General features: G+C 42.3%; 12 protein-coding genes. 11 read left to right on the forward strand and 1 reads right to left on the reverse strand.

Going from position 1 to position 15,537, the window contains the following annotated elements; genetic code table 11:
- The first annotated feature begins 130 nt into the window (after window positions 1-130).
- The 7 genes from pflB to BM101_RS00395 all read left to right on the forward strand — a co-directional run bounded on the left by pflB (window position 131) and on the right by BM101_RS00395 (window position 10,659).
- Window positions 131-2,359, forward strand: coding sequence for a formate C-acetyltransferase (gene pflB / locus BM101_RS00365; protein ID WP_087031188.1), 2,229 nt, complete (start codon window positions 131-133; stop codon window positions 2,357-2,359).
- Window positions 2,360-2,522: 163 nt separating this feature from the next.
- Window positions 2,523-3,284 carry a pyruvate formate-lyase-activating protein gene (gene pflA / locus BM101_RS00370; RefSeq protein WP_087031191.1) on the forward strand — a complete coding sequence of 254 codons (762 nt, stop codon included), beginning with the start codon at window positions 2,523-2,525 and terminating at the stop codon, window positions 3,282-3,284.
- Window positions 3,285-3,380: 96 nt separating this feature from the next.
- Window positions 3,381-4,310 (forward strand): manganese-dependent inorganic pyrophosphatase, encoded by a 930-nt coding sequence (locus BM101_RS00375; RefSeq protein WP_087031193.1) that lies wholly within the window; start codon window positions 3,381-3,383, stop codon window positions 4,308-4,310.
- 126 nt (window positions 4,311-4,436) lie between these two features.
- Window positions 4,437-5,261 (forward strand): metallophosphoesterase, encoded by an 825-nt coding sequence (locus BM101_RS00380; protein ID WP_087031196.1) that lies wholly within the window; start codon window positions 4,437-4,439, stop codon window positions 5,259-5,261.
- 390 nt (window positions 5,262-5,651) lie between these two features.
- The gene (locus BM101_RS00385; protein WP_087031198.1) at window positions 5,652-6,503 is read left to right on the forward strand and encodes a VOC family protein; all 852 of its coding nucleotides are present in this window, start codon (window positions 5,652-5,654) and stop codon (window positions 6,501-6,503) included.
- A 101-nt stretch (window positions 6,504-6,604) separates the two neighbouring features.
- On the forward strand, window positions 6,605-8,608 hold the full coding sequence (gene pulA, locus BM101_RS00390; RefSeq protein WP_177194298.1) for a type I pullulanase: 2,004 nt from the start codon (window positions 6,605-6,607) through the stop codon (window positions 8,606-8,608).
- Window positions 8,609-8,979: 371 nt separating this feature from the next.
- Window positions 8,980-10,659 carry a peptide ABC transporter substrate-binding protein gene (locus BM101_RS00395; RefSeq protein ID WP_087031203.1) on the forward strand — a complete coding sequence of 560 codons (1,680 nt, stop codon included), beginning with the start codon at window positions 8,980-8,982 and terminating at the stop codon, window positions 10,657-10,659.
- Window positions 10,660-10,717: 58 nt separating this feature from the next.
- Here BM101_RS00395 and BM101_RS14505 read toward each other — a convergent pair whose 3' ends face one another.
- A complete protein-coding gene (locus BM101_RS14505; protein ID WP_087031205.1) occupies window positions 10,718-11,080 on the reverse strand; it encodes a DUF3899 domain-containing protein in 363 nt (120 codons plus the stop codon).
- Between the two features lie 169 nt (window positions 11,081-11,249).
- On the opposite strand from BM101_RS14505, the gene opp3b reads away from it, so the two are divergent.
- The 4 genes from opp3b to BM101_RS00420 are packed head-to-tail and all read left to right on the forward strand — an operon-like array spanning window position 11,250 to window position 15,344.
- Window positions 11,250-12,197, forward strand: coding sequence for an oligopeptide ABC transporter permease (opp3b, locus tag BM101_RS00405; protein WP_087031208.1), 948 nt, complete (start codon window positions 11,250-11,252; stop codon window positions 12,195-12,197).
- Window positions 12,197-13,243, forward strand: a complete 1,047-nt coding sequence (gene opp3C / locus BM101_RS00410; protein WP_087031212.1) for an oligopeptide ABC transporter permease — start codon at window positions 12,197-12,199, stop codon at window positions 13,241-13,243. The genes opp3b and opp3C overlap by 1 nt, the downstream gene beginning before the upstream one ends.
- 11 nt (window positions 13,244-13,254) lie before the next feature.
- A complete protein-coding gene (locus BM101_RS00415; RefSeq protein ID WP_087031215.1) occupies window positions 13,255-14,400 on the forward strand; it encodes an ABC transporter ATP-binding protein in 1,146 nt (381 codons plus the stop codon).
- Window positions 14,400-15,344 carry an ABC transporter ATP-binding protein gene (locus BM101_RS00420; RefSeq protein ID WP_087031218.1) on the forward strand — a complete coding sequence of 315 codons (945 nt, stop codon included), beginning with the start codon at window positions 14,400-14,402 and terminating at the stop codon, window positions 15,342-15,344. Before BM101_RS00415 ends, BM101_RS00420 begins: the two co-directional genes overlap by 1 nt.
- The last annotated feature ends 193 nt before the right edge of the window (window positions 15,345-15,537 follow it).

Raw genomic sequence — 15,537 nt, forward strand, 5'->3', positions numbered from 1 at the left:
AAAAACATTTAAAAAATACCAAAAATAGTTTGATAGTTGTTGCACTTTTGTAGGGACGTGTTATAATATTCATGTAGAAACCTGTTACACATATCACAATGTGCAAGCACTTTGAGGAGGAACAAATATAATGGAACAATGGCAAGGGTTTAAAGGCAAAACTTGGAAAGAAGAAGTCGATGTAAGAGATTTCATTTTAAAGAACTACTCTGAATATAAAGGCGACGAAAGTTTCTTAGAAGGCCCAACTGAAACAACTACTCAATTATGGGATCAAGTAATGGATTTGACGAAACAAGAAAGAGAAGCTGGCGGCGTTTTGGATATGGATACAAAAGTTGTATCTACTATCACATCACATGAAGCAGGCTACTTGAACAAAGATAAAGAGCAAATCGTTGGTTTCCAAACTGAAAAACCATTGAAACGCAGCTTGATGCCATTCGGTGGTATCCGCATGAGCGAACAAGCATGTGAAGAAGCTGGTTACAAAGTTGACCCAGAAATTTCATTTGCATTCCGTGAATACAGAAAAACACATAACCAAGGCGTATTCGATGCCTACACACCAGAAATGCGCGCAGCAAGAACTACCGGCGTCATCACTGGTTTGCCAGATGCATACGGACGTGGACGCATCATCGGTGACTACCGTCGTGTAGCATTATATGGTGTTGATTATTTGATGAAAGAAAAATTAAAAGAATTCGCTAACATCGGCGACGGCACAATGACAGATGACGTTATCCGTTTAAGAGAAGAGTACAGCGAACAATATAGAGCTTTGAAACAATTGAAAGATTTAGGCGCTATCTATGGCTTCGATATTTCAAAACCTGCTACAAACGCTAAAGAAGCTTTCCAATGGTTATACTTCGGATACTTAGCGGCTGTTAAACAACAAAATGGTGCAGCAATGTCATTAGGACGTACATCTACATTCTTAGACATCTACATCCAACGCGATTTGGAAAACGGAACATTGACAGAAGCAGAAGCACAAGAAATCGTTGACCACTTCGTTATGAAGTTACGTATGGTTAAATTTGCACGTACGCCAGAATACCAAGAATTATACTCAGGAGATCCACAATGGGTTACTGAATCAATCGCAGGTATGGCTTTAGACGGCCGTTCAATGGTAACAAAGAGCAGCTTCCGTTTCTTGAATACATTGACTAACTTGGGCGCAGCTCCAGAACCAAACTTGACAGTTCTATGGTCAACTAGATTACCTGAAGGATTCAAAAAATACTGTGCTAAAGTTTCTATCGAAACAAGCGCTATCCAATACGAAAATGATGACATCATGATCGCTGAATGGGGCGATGACTACGGTATCGCTTGCTGTGTATCCGCAATGAGAATCGGGAAACAAATGCAATTCTTCGGAGCTCGTGCTAACTTAGCTAAAACATTGCTTTACGCAATCAACGGCGGGGTTGATGAGAAGAAGAAAAAACAAGTCGGACCTAAATTGCAACCAATCACTTCAGAATATCTTGATTACGATGAAGTAGCGGAAAAATTCGATGTTATGATGGACTGGATTGTGGCGTTGTATGTGAACACGTTGAACGTTATCCACTACATGCATGACAAATATTCATACGAATCTTTGGAAATGGCATTACATGATACAAATGTTATCCGTACATTGGCAACGGGTGTTGCTGGCTTCTCAGTGACAATCGACTCACTTTCAGCTATCAAATACGCTAAAGTTAAACCAATCCGCGACGAAGACGGCATCGCAGTTGACTTCGAAATCGAAGGCGACTTCCCTAAATATGGTAACAACGATGACCGCGCTGACCAAATCGGTATCGACTTGTTGAAACAATACATGACTAAAGTTAAGAAACACCATACTTACCGTAATTCTATCCCTACAACTTCAATCCTTACAATCACTTCTAACGTGGTTTATGGTAAGAAAACAGGTAGCACTCCTGACGGACGTAAAGCCGGCGAACCATTCGCACCAGGTGCTAACCCAATGCACGGCAGAGATACACACGGCGCATTAGCAAGCTTATCTTCAGTTGCTAAAATTCCTTACAAATATTCATTAGATGGTATTTCTAATACATTCTCAATCATCCCTAAAGCTTTAGGCCGTGAAGAAGATGTACAAAAAGAAAATCTTTCAACGATGCTGGACGGCTATGTAGCTAAAGGCGGACATCACTTGAACGTTAACGTGTTCAACCGTGAAACATTGCTTGACGCTATGGATCACCCAGAAAACTACCCACAATTAACAATCCGTGTTTCTGGATATGCTGTTAACTTCATCAAGTTGACTCGTGAACAACAAATGGACGTTATCAACCGTACGATGCACGACATGATGTAATCACTCTTTAAAAAAAACTTTATCATATAAAATTAAACGGATGAATCATCGGATTCATCCGTTTTCTATCAAAGGAAATGAACATTTCGTTTCTTTTGATAGGAAATATTCCTTAGACAATATACAATGAATATAAGAAATAACAGATAAAGGAGTTTTTGAAATGACTGAACCTTTAAAAGGATTTGTGCATTCGACGGAAAGCTTCGGATCGGTTGATGGTCCAGGAATCCGCTTTATTATATTTATGCAAGGTTGCCGGATGCGTTGCCAGTTCTGCCATAATCCGGATACATGGAATATCGGCGGCGGCAATGAGATGACGACGGATGAACTGTTGGAACTCGCTTTACAATATAAGCCATTCTGGGGCGCGAAAGGTGGCATCACCGTCAGCGGCGGGGAACCCTTGTTGCAAATCGATTTTTTGATCGAATTGTTCACGAAAGCAAAAGCGCTCGGTGTCCATACGACATTGGATACATGCGGCTTGCCGTTCACTTATGATGAACCGTTTTTCGGCCAATTCGAAAAATTGATGGCGGTCACCGATTTGTTGTTGTTGGACATCAAACACATCGACAGCCAAAAACATAAAGAACTGACTATGTGGCCGAACGAAAGCATCATCGCATTGGCTAAGTATCTTTCGGACATCAACAAGCCGGTTTGGATCCGCCATGTCCTGATACCAGAACGTACCGACTACGATGAATTTTTGATCCGTTTGGACGCGTTCCTTAAGACGTTGAAAAACATCGTCAAAGTGGAAATACTCCCATACCATAAAATGGGCGTATATAAATGGAAAACGCTTGGCATTCCTTACCAATTGGAAGGCATCGACCCACCGACTGCTGAACGGGTGGAAAATGCCAAGAAATTGTTGCATACAGAAGATTACAAAGGGTATTTGACCCTATAATAGATGAGTTTTTCTGAAAGAAAAGAGAATTGTCATTGCTCTTTTCTTTCTTTTTTATTATGATTATTGAAGATACTGGAAGAGAGAGGGAATAAAATGAGTAAATTATTAGTCTTCGGGCACCAAAATCCTGATACAGATGCGATTACATCTGCTATCGCCTATGCCTATCTTTTGAATCAAACCGGAATGGAAGCAGAAGCGGTTGCGTTAGGTCTTCCTAATGAAGAAACGGCTTATGCACTTGAAAAATTTAATGTGAATGCTCCCCGTGTTATTGAAACTGCAGCGAACGAAACCGATACTGTCGTATTGGTCGATCACAACGAAGCGCAACAAAGCGTATCGGATATCAAAGACGTTGAAGTGTACGCAGTAGTCGATCATCATCGCATCGCTAATTTTGAAACGGCAAATCCGCTTTACTACAGAGCGGAACCAGTCGGCTGCACAAACACCATCCTTTATAAGATGTTCAAAGAAAAAAATATCGCCATTCCCGCTGACTTGGCTGGCTTGATGGCATCTGCCATCATTTCGGATAGCCTGTTGTTCAAATCCCCGACTTGCACGGAGGAAGACAAGGAGGCCGCCACTGCTTTAGCTGCAATCGCAGGCATTTCCTTGGAAGAATATGGCTTGACCATGCTGAAGGCAGGTACCAACTTGGGAACGAAAACGGTAGCTGAGCTATTGACGCTGGATGCCAAATCATTCCCGATGGGCGACAAAAACGTGCGCATCGCACAAGTCAATACGGTTGACGTACAAGATGTCCTATCGAGACAAGCAGAGCTTTCTGCAGCAATGGAAGCAGCCAATCAAACGGAAAACTATGATTTGTTCTTGATGGTCATCACAAACATCATCGAAAGCGATTCTGCATTGTTAGCTATCGGCTCACCATTGGATGCGGTTGAAGAAGCATTCGGTGTTAAACTTGTAAACAATACGGCAAACTTACCGGGCGTCGTTTCCCGTAAAAAGCAAGTTGTCCCTCCATTGACAGACGTTTTCACAAAATAATTTATATGACAAATAGGCGGATGGCGTAAAAGCTATCCGCTTTTTTTCGTGCTATACTGATAGTAAATCAGACCGTTCAGAGAGATGGCGTTCATTTGGGGCCATCGTTAAAAAGGAGGAGCCGAAATGAAGATAGGTGTCATTTCTGATCTGCATATTGATTCAAACCGAAAAAAATTAGCCCCCGGCCAGACCTACGACCGTCTGTTGGCTGAACTGCTCTATAACCAGGAAATTGATTTGTTGCTGTTGGCGGGGGATGTTTCTTCCGACTATCATGATACGTTCAAGTTTTTGGATAACATGAAGAACCATGCCGTCTCCAAAATCCTTTTTGTGCCAGGCAACCATGACTTTTGGTCGATCCGCAATCATGAAGAAGACACCGACAGAATTTATCGCTTGTTTAAAGAACGGGATGAGAACCCTGTCGGCCGTCCGTTATTGCTCAATGAGGATTGGGCAGTGGTCGGGAATCCGGGTTGGTACGATTACGGATTCGGCAGCAGCAAATACACAAAAGATGAATTTTCCAAAAAAAAGCTGAAGGTCGGCGGTTGGAATGACCGCGAATACGTCCATTGGCAAAAGGATGATGTATCCGTAGCGGAAGACATGTACCAGGAAATCAAACAAGATCTGCACCATGCCGCAGGCAGAAAAATCATCTTCATGACGCATGTCGTGACGCACCCGCAGTTTGTCATCCCCCTGCCGCATAAAGTATATGATTACTATAACGCCTTCCTCGGTAATACCAGTTACATGCAACTCTACAAAGACTATCCCATCAAGCACAGCGTCATGGGTCATGTCCATTTCCGGAAACTATACAGAGAAAAGGGCATTTCCTATTATTGTGCCTGCCTAGGGAGCAGCCGGCATTGGTATACAGATGATCCGTATGTCGAATTGGCCTATACGTTGGAAGAATTTCTGATCGAAGGGTAGGTGCTTCTTTCGGAATTCTCTTTGGTGAATGTCTCGAAATGAATATATCTGAATAATATATATTTGACATTGAGGGGAAAGCGGAATATAATCATCTTATGAATCACTTACAAAATGTTCGTTATGGTTGAGATACATTTTCTTTTCTTTTTGGGTAAATAGGTTATGTTGATAGGTATATTTTGAGTAACAGACTTTTGACTCAGACGCAAAAGGAATACATGCAGAGACAGTGATTGGTGGTGTAATGCAAATTGGCTTCATATCACCATTAAAGCCGTCCTTAAAAGTATACGGAATGCCATACATTTCCGCTTGCGATCATTCCGACAGGGGAAAATATCATTTGTTTAAAAAAGTAAAATCAATTTTGAAAAGGTGAGGGTAATTATGGATAAAACAAACAATTGGGAACTAGGGAAAGTTGTATTGAAAGTGAATGATTTGGAGAAGATGACAGCCTTCTATCAAGAAGCCATCGGATTAGATATATTGGAAAAACAAGCGCATGCTACCGTTTTGGGCGTGAAAACGGATAATGTACCTTTGGTTGAACTGATTGAAATACCCAAAGCAAGCAGCCGCACAGTGACTGCCGGACTCTATCACTTGGCAATCCTGTTGCCGACAAGAGGCGATTTAGGGGCGATGCTGTATCATTTGGTGACAAAAAAATATGATCTGGTCGGCGCCAGCGACCACGGTTACAGCGAAGCGCTCTATCTGAATGACCCAGAAGGAAACGGCATCGAAATCTATCGCGACAAACCGATGGCAGAATGGGATATCCGTCCTGACGGCAGAATTGAAGGCATTACTGCCGCAATGGATACGGAAGCTGTGGTTCAATCGATGGAAAAATTATTTGCTGGCATCCCTTCAGGAACAAAAATGGGCCATGTCCATTTAACCGTCCATGATCTGGAGGACACGGAAGAATTTTACGTGAATGTGCTGGGCATCGCATTGAAGTCCAATTACTTCGGACAGGCTAAGTTCTTCGCTTCCGGTAATTACCATCACCATATCGGTTCCAATGTTTGGTCCGGCAGAAACCTTCCTGCGCCATTGGAAACACAGACCGGAATGGCCTATTACACTTGGCTGTTGCCGAGCAAGTCCGAATTGGATGCCTTGAAAGACAGATTGGAAAAAAACAATGTAACGTATGAAACAGCTGCTGACACGCTCATCTTCAAAGATAACAGCGGCATTACCATACATGCAACCGTCGGGAAATAACGGTTTGAGGAGACAAGGAAACTTGTCTCTTTTTTTGGCCTTTTTGGTACCTCTAAACCGGCCCGTGTTGGTATACTATGAATGAGAGGAGGTGGCGAGCAATGTTGGAAGATTTCCAAAACTGGGTTCAGATAAATGAACTGCAGGAACTTTTTTCCGATTCACGTGATGGTGAAACAATCGATAAAGAGATGTTTCGATTTGTGAGATCGGATTATTTTGATGATACCTTTGCCTATGACGGGGAGTTGGGGGCAATCTACAGTCCAAAAGGGACGCTGTTGCGTATATGGGCACCAACCGCTCAGAATGTTGAAGTGCTTATTTTTTCGGATACCCTGACTGCTGTCGCATCTCAAACGTTTAAAATGACAGCGAAGCCCAAGGGTGTATTCGAGCTGTTTTTGCCTGGGGATCAACATGGAACCATTTATAACTATAAAGTCACGTTCTTCAATAACCATGAGTCAGTCACTGTCGATCCTTATGCACGCGCAGTCACTGTAAACGGGACAAAAACGGTCATCGCTGATCTATCCAGGACAAATCCGGCTGAATGGGGAGAGCGTATGCCCCCATTCGGCATTCCGGAAGAAGCCATCATCTATGAACTGCATATTCGTGATTTCTCCATCTCGCCTTCAAGCGGAATAAAGAATAAGGGAAAGTTTCTGGGCCTGACCGAAAAAAACACAAAAACAGCCGAAGGATATACCACAGGGCTGGATTATTTGATTGATTTAGGCATCACGCACGTTCAAATTTTGCCGATGTTTGATTATGCATCCGTAGACGAAACGGATTTGGAGAAGCCGCAATATAATTGGGGGTATGATCCATTGAACTATAATGTTCCGGAAGGTTCCTATTCCACGGATCCGTTTCATCCGTTCACGAGAATTGCCGAAATGAAGCAGATGATCAAGGCGCTGCATGATAGTGGCATCCGCATCATCATGGATGTCGTCTACAACCATGTCTACGATCCGCAAGAACAAGCGTTGGAACGGACGGTGCCCGGGTATTATTACCGTTATAATCAGGATGGCACGTTGGCGAACGGTACGGGAGTAGGTAACGATACGGCTTCCGAAAGGCATATGATGCGGAGATACATCATCGACAGCATCACGTATTGGACCAAAGAATACCACATCGATGGTTTTCGCTTCGACTTGATGGGCATCCATGACATCGCCACGATGAATGCCATAAGGGACGCTTTAGATGACATCGATCCCTCGATTATCCTGATAGGGGAGGGCTGGGAGATGCAGACGCCTTTAGCGGAGAATCTAATGGCCATACAATTGAATGCCGAAAACATGCCAAGAATCGCCCATTTCAACGACTCCATCCGTGTCGTCCTCAAAGGTAGCGACTTCGGGGACGAAAAAGATAAAGGATTCATCAGCGGCAAAAATTACCAGGAAGATCTGTTGTTGCGAAATATAAAAGGCGCCATGCATTTGCCGAGTCATGGGACCTACATCGAACCCGAACAGGTCATCCAGTATGTGGAGGCGCATGATAATCTGACTCTGTATGATAAATTATTGCGTTCCAATCCGGACGACGCTGAAGAAATACGCATCAAGCGTCATACCTTGGCTACCAGCATCATCCTTTTGGCTCAAGGCGTTCCTTTCATACACGGAGGGCAGGAGTTTCTGAGGACCAAGGAGGGCGACGCAAACAGCTTCCAGTCTTCCGATGAAATCAATCAATTTGAATGGGACAGAGTAGTGACGCATCAGCAGTCCGTTAAGTATATCCAAGGGTTGATTGCCTTAAGGAAAAGGGAATACCTATTCCGCTTGCACACACCCACCGAAATAGAAGAGCACTTTACAACGCTCAGCCAAAACTTTAATATCGTTGCGTTTTCGCTGAAGGACAGATCAAAGGAATTTATCGTCATCATCAACGGAAACGAGAATGACACTACTTTCCGTTTTGAAAAGCAAAGTTATTCAGTCTTGGTAGACGATAACAGGGTATATCTTGAAGGAAAAGACATTCCCATGGAAATGGAGTCTTATTTTGTTGGAGCGCATACTGTAGCCGTATTGTTGCGAAAAATAAAATCAAAACCAACTGTTTGATGAAGTAATGTGATAAAAAAGTTCATTATTTCCTCATGAAAATGCAATATCGAATTATTCTGAGGTTGATATAAACTTATTGAGATATAAAATTATGTTTTATTACCAAACAAATGTTTATTTTTGTTAAAGGCTTAAAATCAATATTCGGTAACGCTTACGGTAAATTTTTTTTGTACTGCGCGGAATATACCTTTTGTCAATAAATGCATAAATATGCTATATTGACTTTTTATACTTATAAATATGAATAAATTTAGCGAATTTTAATCAATTTCTTAAAAACCCAAACTTGATTTTAATTTCACACACAATTATAATTAACCTTACTATAGAAATTATAGCAAATTGTAAGGATGGGGGAAATATTAATGGGCAATAAGAAATTATCAGCTTTAGTATTATTATCTTTAAGTTCTGCTTTGGTATTGGCTGCTTGCGGCGGAAACAATACCGCTGATTCATCCGATTCTTCAGCAACGGGGACAGCAGGCAGCGGTCAAGTTCTTAACTTGGTCGAGAGCGCGGAAATCCCTACAATGGATTCTGTACAGGCTACAGATACTGTTGCATTCACTGCGTTAAGCAACGTAAATGAAGGGTTATATCGTCAAGGGTTAAATGGTACTGTCGAATTAGGCATGGCAGCAGAAGATCCAACCGTAAGTGCAGATGGCCTGACTTACACCTTCAAGATCCGCGATAATGCAAAGTGGTCTAACGGAGAACCTGTTACAGCCGCTGACTTCGTCTATTCATGGCGTAAACTTGTCGACCCAGCTTCTGCGGCTTCATACTCTTACATGATGGACGGTGTCGTTGCCAACGCTACTGAAATCATGGCAGGCGATAAGAAACCGGAAGAATTGGGAATTAAAGCAGTCGATGAAAAAACGTTGGAAATTACATTGGCAAGTCCAGTACCTTATTTCAAGGATTTATTGACATTAGCCATGTTCTTCCCGCAAAACCAAGCTTTTGTTGAAAAACAGGGCGATAAATACGCTTTGAGCAGCGGCGCATTGCTATACAACGGACCATTTGTTTTGGCTAAATGGGATGCAGCAAGCCTTTCATGGACGTACGAAAGAAACAAAGACTACTGGGATGCAGATAAAGTCAATTTAGATGCTATCAACGTCGAAGTTATCAAAGAAACGTCTACCGCCTTGAATTTATATGATACAGGCGCAATCGATCGCATGATTTTAACGGGTGAATATGTTACCCAAAAAACTGGCGATCCTGACTTGCACACAATGCCTACATCATCAGTATTCTACTTGAAATTCAACCAACAAAGAGATAACCCGGCATTAAAGAATGCGAACATCCGCAAAGCTTTGGCAATGGCCTTCGACAAACAAGCTTATGCTGACGTTGTTCTACAAAACGGGTCGATTCCTGCTAACGGTTTAGTTCCGAAAGGATTGGCTTTAGATCCTTCTACAGGCGAAGATTACCGTGCAGAAAATGGCGATTTATTGAGTTTTAACGCTGCAGAAGCTAAAACCTATTGGGAAAAAGGATTGGCTGAATTAGGTCAAGACTCTGTCACACTAGAACTTTTGAGTGATGATACAGAAAACGCAAAACGCTCTTCTGAATTCCTGCAAAGCCAATTGCAAACAAACTTGCCTGGTTTGACTGTTACTTTACGTAACGTACCATTCAAAGTTCGTTTAGAAGCTGATACAAAAGGTACATACGATATCGAATTAGCTGGCTGGGGCGCTGACTATGCTGACCCAATCAACTTCCTGGAACTATTCCAAACAACAAACGGCAACAACAAATCAGGTTATTCTAATGCACAATACGATGCATTGATTGATGCAGCACGCACAAATGTTTCCGACCTTGATGCAAGATGGGCTAACTTATTGCAAGCTGAGAAAATCTTGATGGAAGATGCAGGAATCGCACCTCTTTATCAACGTTCTTACGCAGTATTGCAAAAACCATATGTTACAGATTTAGCTGAACACTTAGTTGGAGCTGAATACTCATACAAATGGGCTTCTAATGCCGGCGCTCAAAACGCGCAATAATTAAGAAAATAAAAAAATCCATCTGGCAAATGAAATATGTGCCAGATGGATGTTTTATTTAAAGTATGTAGTCCCAGAGACAAAGGATGCTGATGATCAACAGTATTACACCAATTGTCAGAACGTTACGATAACTTTTCCCGACCGAAGCTGATAAGGCATTAGGGTTCAATGATGCCTCGTGTTCACTACCTTTTTTTGTTTTTCTGAAGGCTTTTCGCATACTATAATGAAAAAAATCAAACGATCCAGAGGCAAAAATCAGTCCGAAAAGACCGATTATCAATAATATTCCTGCCAACGTGAACGTAATATTCGATGCCTCAACCCATCCAATGGATCCGGATTTTATCGATTGAACGAACAATGCAATGATGAAAATGACTATTGAAATGAGCACATTTTTTTTTGTGAAGTTCATATAGCTACGGCTCCTTTTGAATTTCTTACATTTAAATGTACAAAAAAAAGAAAGAAAACTCAATTAAAATATTCATTAGTTTTGCGTTCATTTTCTTTTTTGTATATTTAAATATGATATACTATCAAGTGCTATTTACAAAACTATTTTTAATGGAGGATGACAAACGATGAAAAGTTATGCAAAGTACATCGGTAAACGTATCATATATATGTTGGTTACCTTGTTTTTGATTGCATCGATAACTTTTTTTCTGATGAAGGCTTTACCTGGTACACCTTATAGTAACCAAGACAAGTTATCAGCAGATCAGATTCTTATCATGAACGAAAAATATGGGTTGAACAAACCTATTTTGGTGCAATACGGCGTTTATATTTTCGGATTATTACGTGGTGATATGGGAGTATCCTTCCAATTCAACAATACGCCGGTAACAGAGTTATTGAGCAGCAGAATTGGGCCATCCATGCAGCTTGGACTTCAGGCTGTTATCATCGGAACAATCTTGGGGATTGTCTTAGGTGTTATTGCCGCTATGAGACAAGGAACTTGGGTTGATACGGTTGCGACATTGACTGCTATTATAGGACGATCCATTCCAAACTTCGTTTTTGCTGTATTATTACAATTGATTTTTGGTGTTTGGTTGAAAGTTCTTCCAATCGCTTTGTGGAACGACGGGATTCGTTCATCCATCTTGCCGACCATAGCCTTATGTATTTCGCCATTGGCCGACTCGGCCCGGTTCATGCGTACCGAAATGGTCGATGTACTGAGCAGTGATTACATTGAATTAGCGAGAGCGAAAGGTCTGAGCCGTTGGGAAGTAGCGTTTAAACACGGTATCCGCAATGCTTTGATTCCTTTGGTTACGATTATCGGACCGATGACGGTCGGATTGATGACCGGTTCAATGGTAGTGGAAAATATTTATGCAATCCCAGGTATCGGGGAACAATTCGTAAAATCTATTTTGACTAACGATTTCCCGACTATCATGGGTGTAACGATGATGTATTCTACCATGTTAGTTGTCGTTATTTTATTAGTGGATATCTTGTACGGAATCATTGATCCTCGTATCAGAGTTACCTCAGAAGGAGGAAAAGCTTAATGAGCGAAGTGGAATTACAAAATAACCAGAATATGCCTGAAATCGCAAAAGATTTATTCGCCCCTGCAACCGAAGCGTCGATGCAAGATAACGAAAAAATATCTGCACCTTCGTTAAGCTTCATGGCCGATTCATGGCGTCGTCTTAAAAAGAATAAAGTAGCGATGGTCAGCTTGGTCATCTTGTTGATCATCAGCATATCCAGTTTCATGGCGCCGCTCATCGCGCCGCATAATCCGAATGAACAGACTGTCCAATATGCCAATTTGCCGCCCAAGCTTCCGGGCGTGGGGATCAACGGCTTTAATGGTACAGTCAATCAAAACGGTACGCGCATCGATAAATATGATGTTGCCGGCGTCCCTGCAGATGTCTATTACTATTTAGGAACGGATAGCTTAGGCCGCGATCTCATGTCACGTGTTCTATATGGTACACGTGTATCCTTATTCATCGCCTTTATGGCAGCTTTGTTCAATCTGACTATCGGAGTTGTTTATGGCCTGATTTCAGGTTGGCTAGGCGGAAAAGTGGATAACATCATGCAACGGATTTTAGAAATCCTATCGGGTGTGCCTAACCTGGTTGTCGTTATCTTGATGCTTTTGGTTCTGAAACCGGGCATTACCTCTATCATCGTTGCATTGGCGTTGACGGAATGGTTATCCATGGCCCGCGTTGTCCGTGCCCAGACATTGAAACTGAAGAACCAAGAATATGTTTTGGCTGCCCGCACCTTGGGGCAATCGCCGATGAATATCGCATTCAGACATATTTTACCTAACTTAGCCGGTGTCATCATCATTCAGGTTATGTTCTCCATCCCATCCGCAATCTTCTTCGAAGCGTTCTTGAGCTTCATCGGGATTGGGATACCGGCTCCAAATGCTTCACTTGGTACATTGATCAATGACGGATACAAAACATTCCGTTTCTTACCGCATTTGATGTGGTATCCAGCAGGCATCATGAGCGTCATCATGATCAGCTTCAACCTATTGGCTGATGGCCTGCGCGATGCATTCGATCCGAAAATGAGAGATTAGGAGGTAACCAGATGGAAAAGATTTTAGAAGTAAAAGATTTACAAATCAGTTTTGATACGTATGCCGGTAAAGTCAAGGCAATCCGTGGCGTCAGCTTTGATCTGAAGCCCGGCGAAACATTAGCCATCGTTGGTGAATCCGGATCCGGAAAATCGGTCACAAGCCGAAGCATTATGCGTCTGCTTGCCAACAATGCAAACATTGAACACGGTGAGATTTTGTTCAAAGGTCAAGATATCGTCCATAAGACGGAAAAAGAAATGCAAAAAATCCGCGGCTCCGAAATCGCAATGATTTTCCAAGACCCGATGACATCATTGAACCCGACTCAAAAAATCGGGAAACAAATCGCCGAACCAATCCTGAAACACCAAAATGTCAGCAAAGAGGAAGCGTATAGTAAGGCCGAAGAGTTATTGAAATTGGTTGGGATTCCGGAACCTGCAAAAAGAATGAAGCAATATCCGCATCAATTCTCTGGTGGTCAACGTCAACGTATCGTCATCGCTATTGCATTGGGATGTAACCCGGATATTCTGATCGCAGATGAACCAACAACGGCTCTTGACGTAACCATCCAAGCGCAAATTTTGGAATTGATGAAGGATTTGCAACAAAAAATCAAAACATCCATCATTTTCATCACGCATGACCTTGGGGTTGTCGCCAATGTTGCAGACCGTGTTGCGGTTATGTACGCGGGCAAGATTGTTGAAGTCGGTACTGTAGATGAAATTTTCTACAACCCACAACACCCCTATACTTGGGGCTTATTGAGTTCCATGCCGACGTTGGACACAGCCGGCACGCTGTATGCTATTCCCGGAACGCCTCCAGATTTATTGGAACCGCCAAAGGGGGATGCATTTGCACCCCGCAGCGAATATGCGATGAAAGTCGACACCATGTATGATCCGCCTTTCTTTAAGGTATCTGAAACACATCAAGCCGCTACTTGGCTGTTGCACCCTGATGCACCTAAAGTAACGCCTCCAATCGGCATCCAAAATCGCCAAGCGAATTTTGCAAGCATCCATTTGGAACCTTCAGAGGAATTGGCAGAGATGGGCACGATGGATAAAGAGAAAGTCGCAAAACCTAAAACAGATGAGCCAGAAATAGATCCGAAACTCACAGAGAAGGGAGGTTTGATGTAATGCAAGATTTATCGAACAGAAAGAAAATGTTGGAAGTGAAAAATCTAAAACAATATTTCAATGTCGGAACCAAAAATGAAGTCCGCGCCGTCGATGATGTGTCTTTCGATATTTATGAAGGCGAAACGTTAGGTTTGGTAGGCGAATCAGGTTGTGGCAAAACGACAACGGGCCGCGCCATCATCCGATTGTATGATCCTACTTCAGGGGAAATTTTCTTTGATGGTACCGAAATCCATACGTTGCATGATCGGAAAGAACAATTGGCATTCCGAAAAGATATGCAAATGATCTTCCAAGATCCTTACGCATCATTGAATCCCCGCATGAAGGTCCGCGACATCATCGCGGAAGGATTAAAAATCCATAACCTTGTCTCCAATGAAAAAGAAGTTGACGAACGCGTAGCGGAACTATTGGATTTGGTAGGGTTGAACAAAGATCATTCCTCCCGTTATCCGCATGAATTTTCCGGTGGCCAACGTCAACGTATCGGAATCGCACGCGCATTGGCTGTTAAACCTAAATTGATCATCGCCGATGAACCTATTTCCGCCTTGGACGTTTCCATTCAAGCGCAAGTAGTAAACTTATTGATGGAATTACAACAAAAACAAAAATTGACTTTCTTGTTCATTGCCCATGACTTATCCATGGTAAAATACATCAGCAACCGCATCGGCGTTATGTATTTTGGTAAATTGGTAGAATTGGCTCCTGCCGAGGATGTTTACAACAAACCGTTGCATCCTTACACAGAAAGCCTGTTGTCCGCCATCCCGTTACCGGATCCAGAGTATGAGCGCAACCGTACAAGATTTACCTACGTACCGCGCGAAGAAAATGGCGAAGAAGAAAAAATGAGAGAAATCGTTCCTGGACACTTCGTGTACTGCAGAGAGTCAGATATCCCTAAACTTCAAGCTAAATTCGCAAAATACTAATATACCCAAAGAATCCAGAAATCATTTTCTGGATTCTTTTTTTTTCGATTTGCCCGGCAGGGGTGATAACTTGGTGATGAAAGTCCACTACAGATCATTGCTGAAGTCACGAGTGAATCAGCGCAAATTTTTGCGCCAAAATAGGATGTTCGTTATAATGAATAAAAGAAGGTGCCAACAAGGCTAATTGCTG

Source organism: Trichococcus palustris (genome assembly GCF_900114465.1).
In the GTDB taxonomy this organism is placed as follows: Bacteria; Bacillota; Bacilli; order Lactobacillales; family Aerococcaceae; genus Trichococcus; species Trichococcus palustris.

Coding starts and splice junctions, on each gene's coding strand:
- pflB (WP_087031188.1), top strand. CDS start 131: ATGGAACAATGGCAAGGGTTTAAAGGCAAAACTTGGAAAGAAGAAGTC.
- pflA (WP_087031191.1), top strand. CDS start 2,523: ATGACTGAACCTTTAAAAGGATTTGTGCATTCGACGGAAAGCTTCGGA.
- BM101_RS00375 (WP_087031193.1), top strand. CDS start 3,381: ATGAGTAAATTATTAGTCTTCGGGCACCAAAATCCTGATACAGATGCG.
- BM101_RS00380 (WP_087031196.1), top strand. CDS start 4,437: ATGAAGATAGGTGTCATTTCTGATCTGCATATTGATTCAAACCGAAAA.
- BM101_RS00385 (WP_087031198.1), top strand. CDS start 5,652: ATGGATAAAACAAACAATTGGGAACTAGGGAAAGTTGTATTGAAAGTG.
- pulA (WP_177194298.1), top strand. CDS start 6,605: ATGTTGGAAGATTTCCAAAACTGGGTTCAGATAAATGAACTGCAGGAA.
- BM101_RS00395 (WP_087031203.1), top strand. CDS start 8,980: ATGGGCAATAAGAAATTATCAGCTTTAGTATTATTATCTTTAAGTTCT.
- BM101_RS14505 (WP_087031205.1), bottom strand. CDS start 11,080: ATGAACTTCACAAAAAAAAATGTGCTCATTTCAATAGTCATTTTCATC.
- opp3b (WP_087031208.1), top strand. CDS start 11,250: ATGAAAAGTTATGCAAAGTACATCGGTAAACGTATCATATATATGTTG.
- opp3C (WP_087031212.1), top strand. CDS start 12,197: ATGAGCGAAGTGGAATTACAAAATAACCAGAATATGCCTGAAATCGCA.
- BM101_RS00415 (WP_087031215.1), top strand. CDS start 13,255: ATGGAAAAGATTTTAGAAGTAAAAGATTTACAAATCAGTTTTGATACG.
- BM101_RS00420 (WP_087031218.1), top strand. CDS start 14,400: ATGCAAGATTTATCGAACAGAAAGAAAATGTTGGAAGTGAAAAATCTA.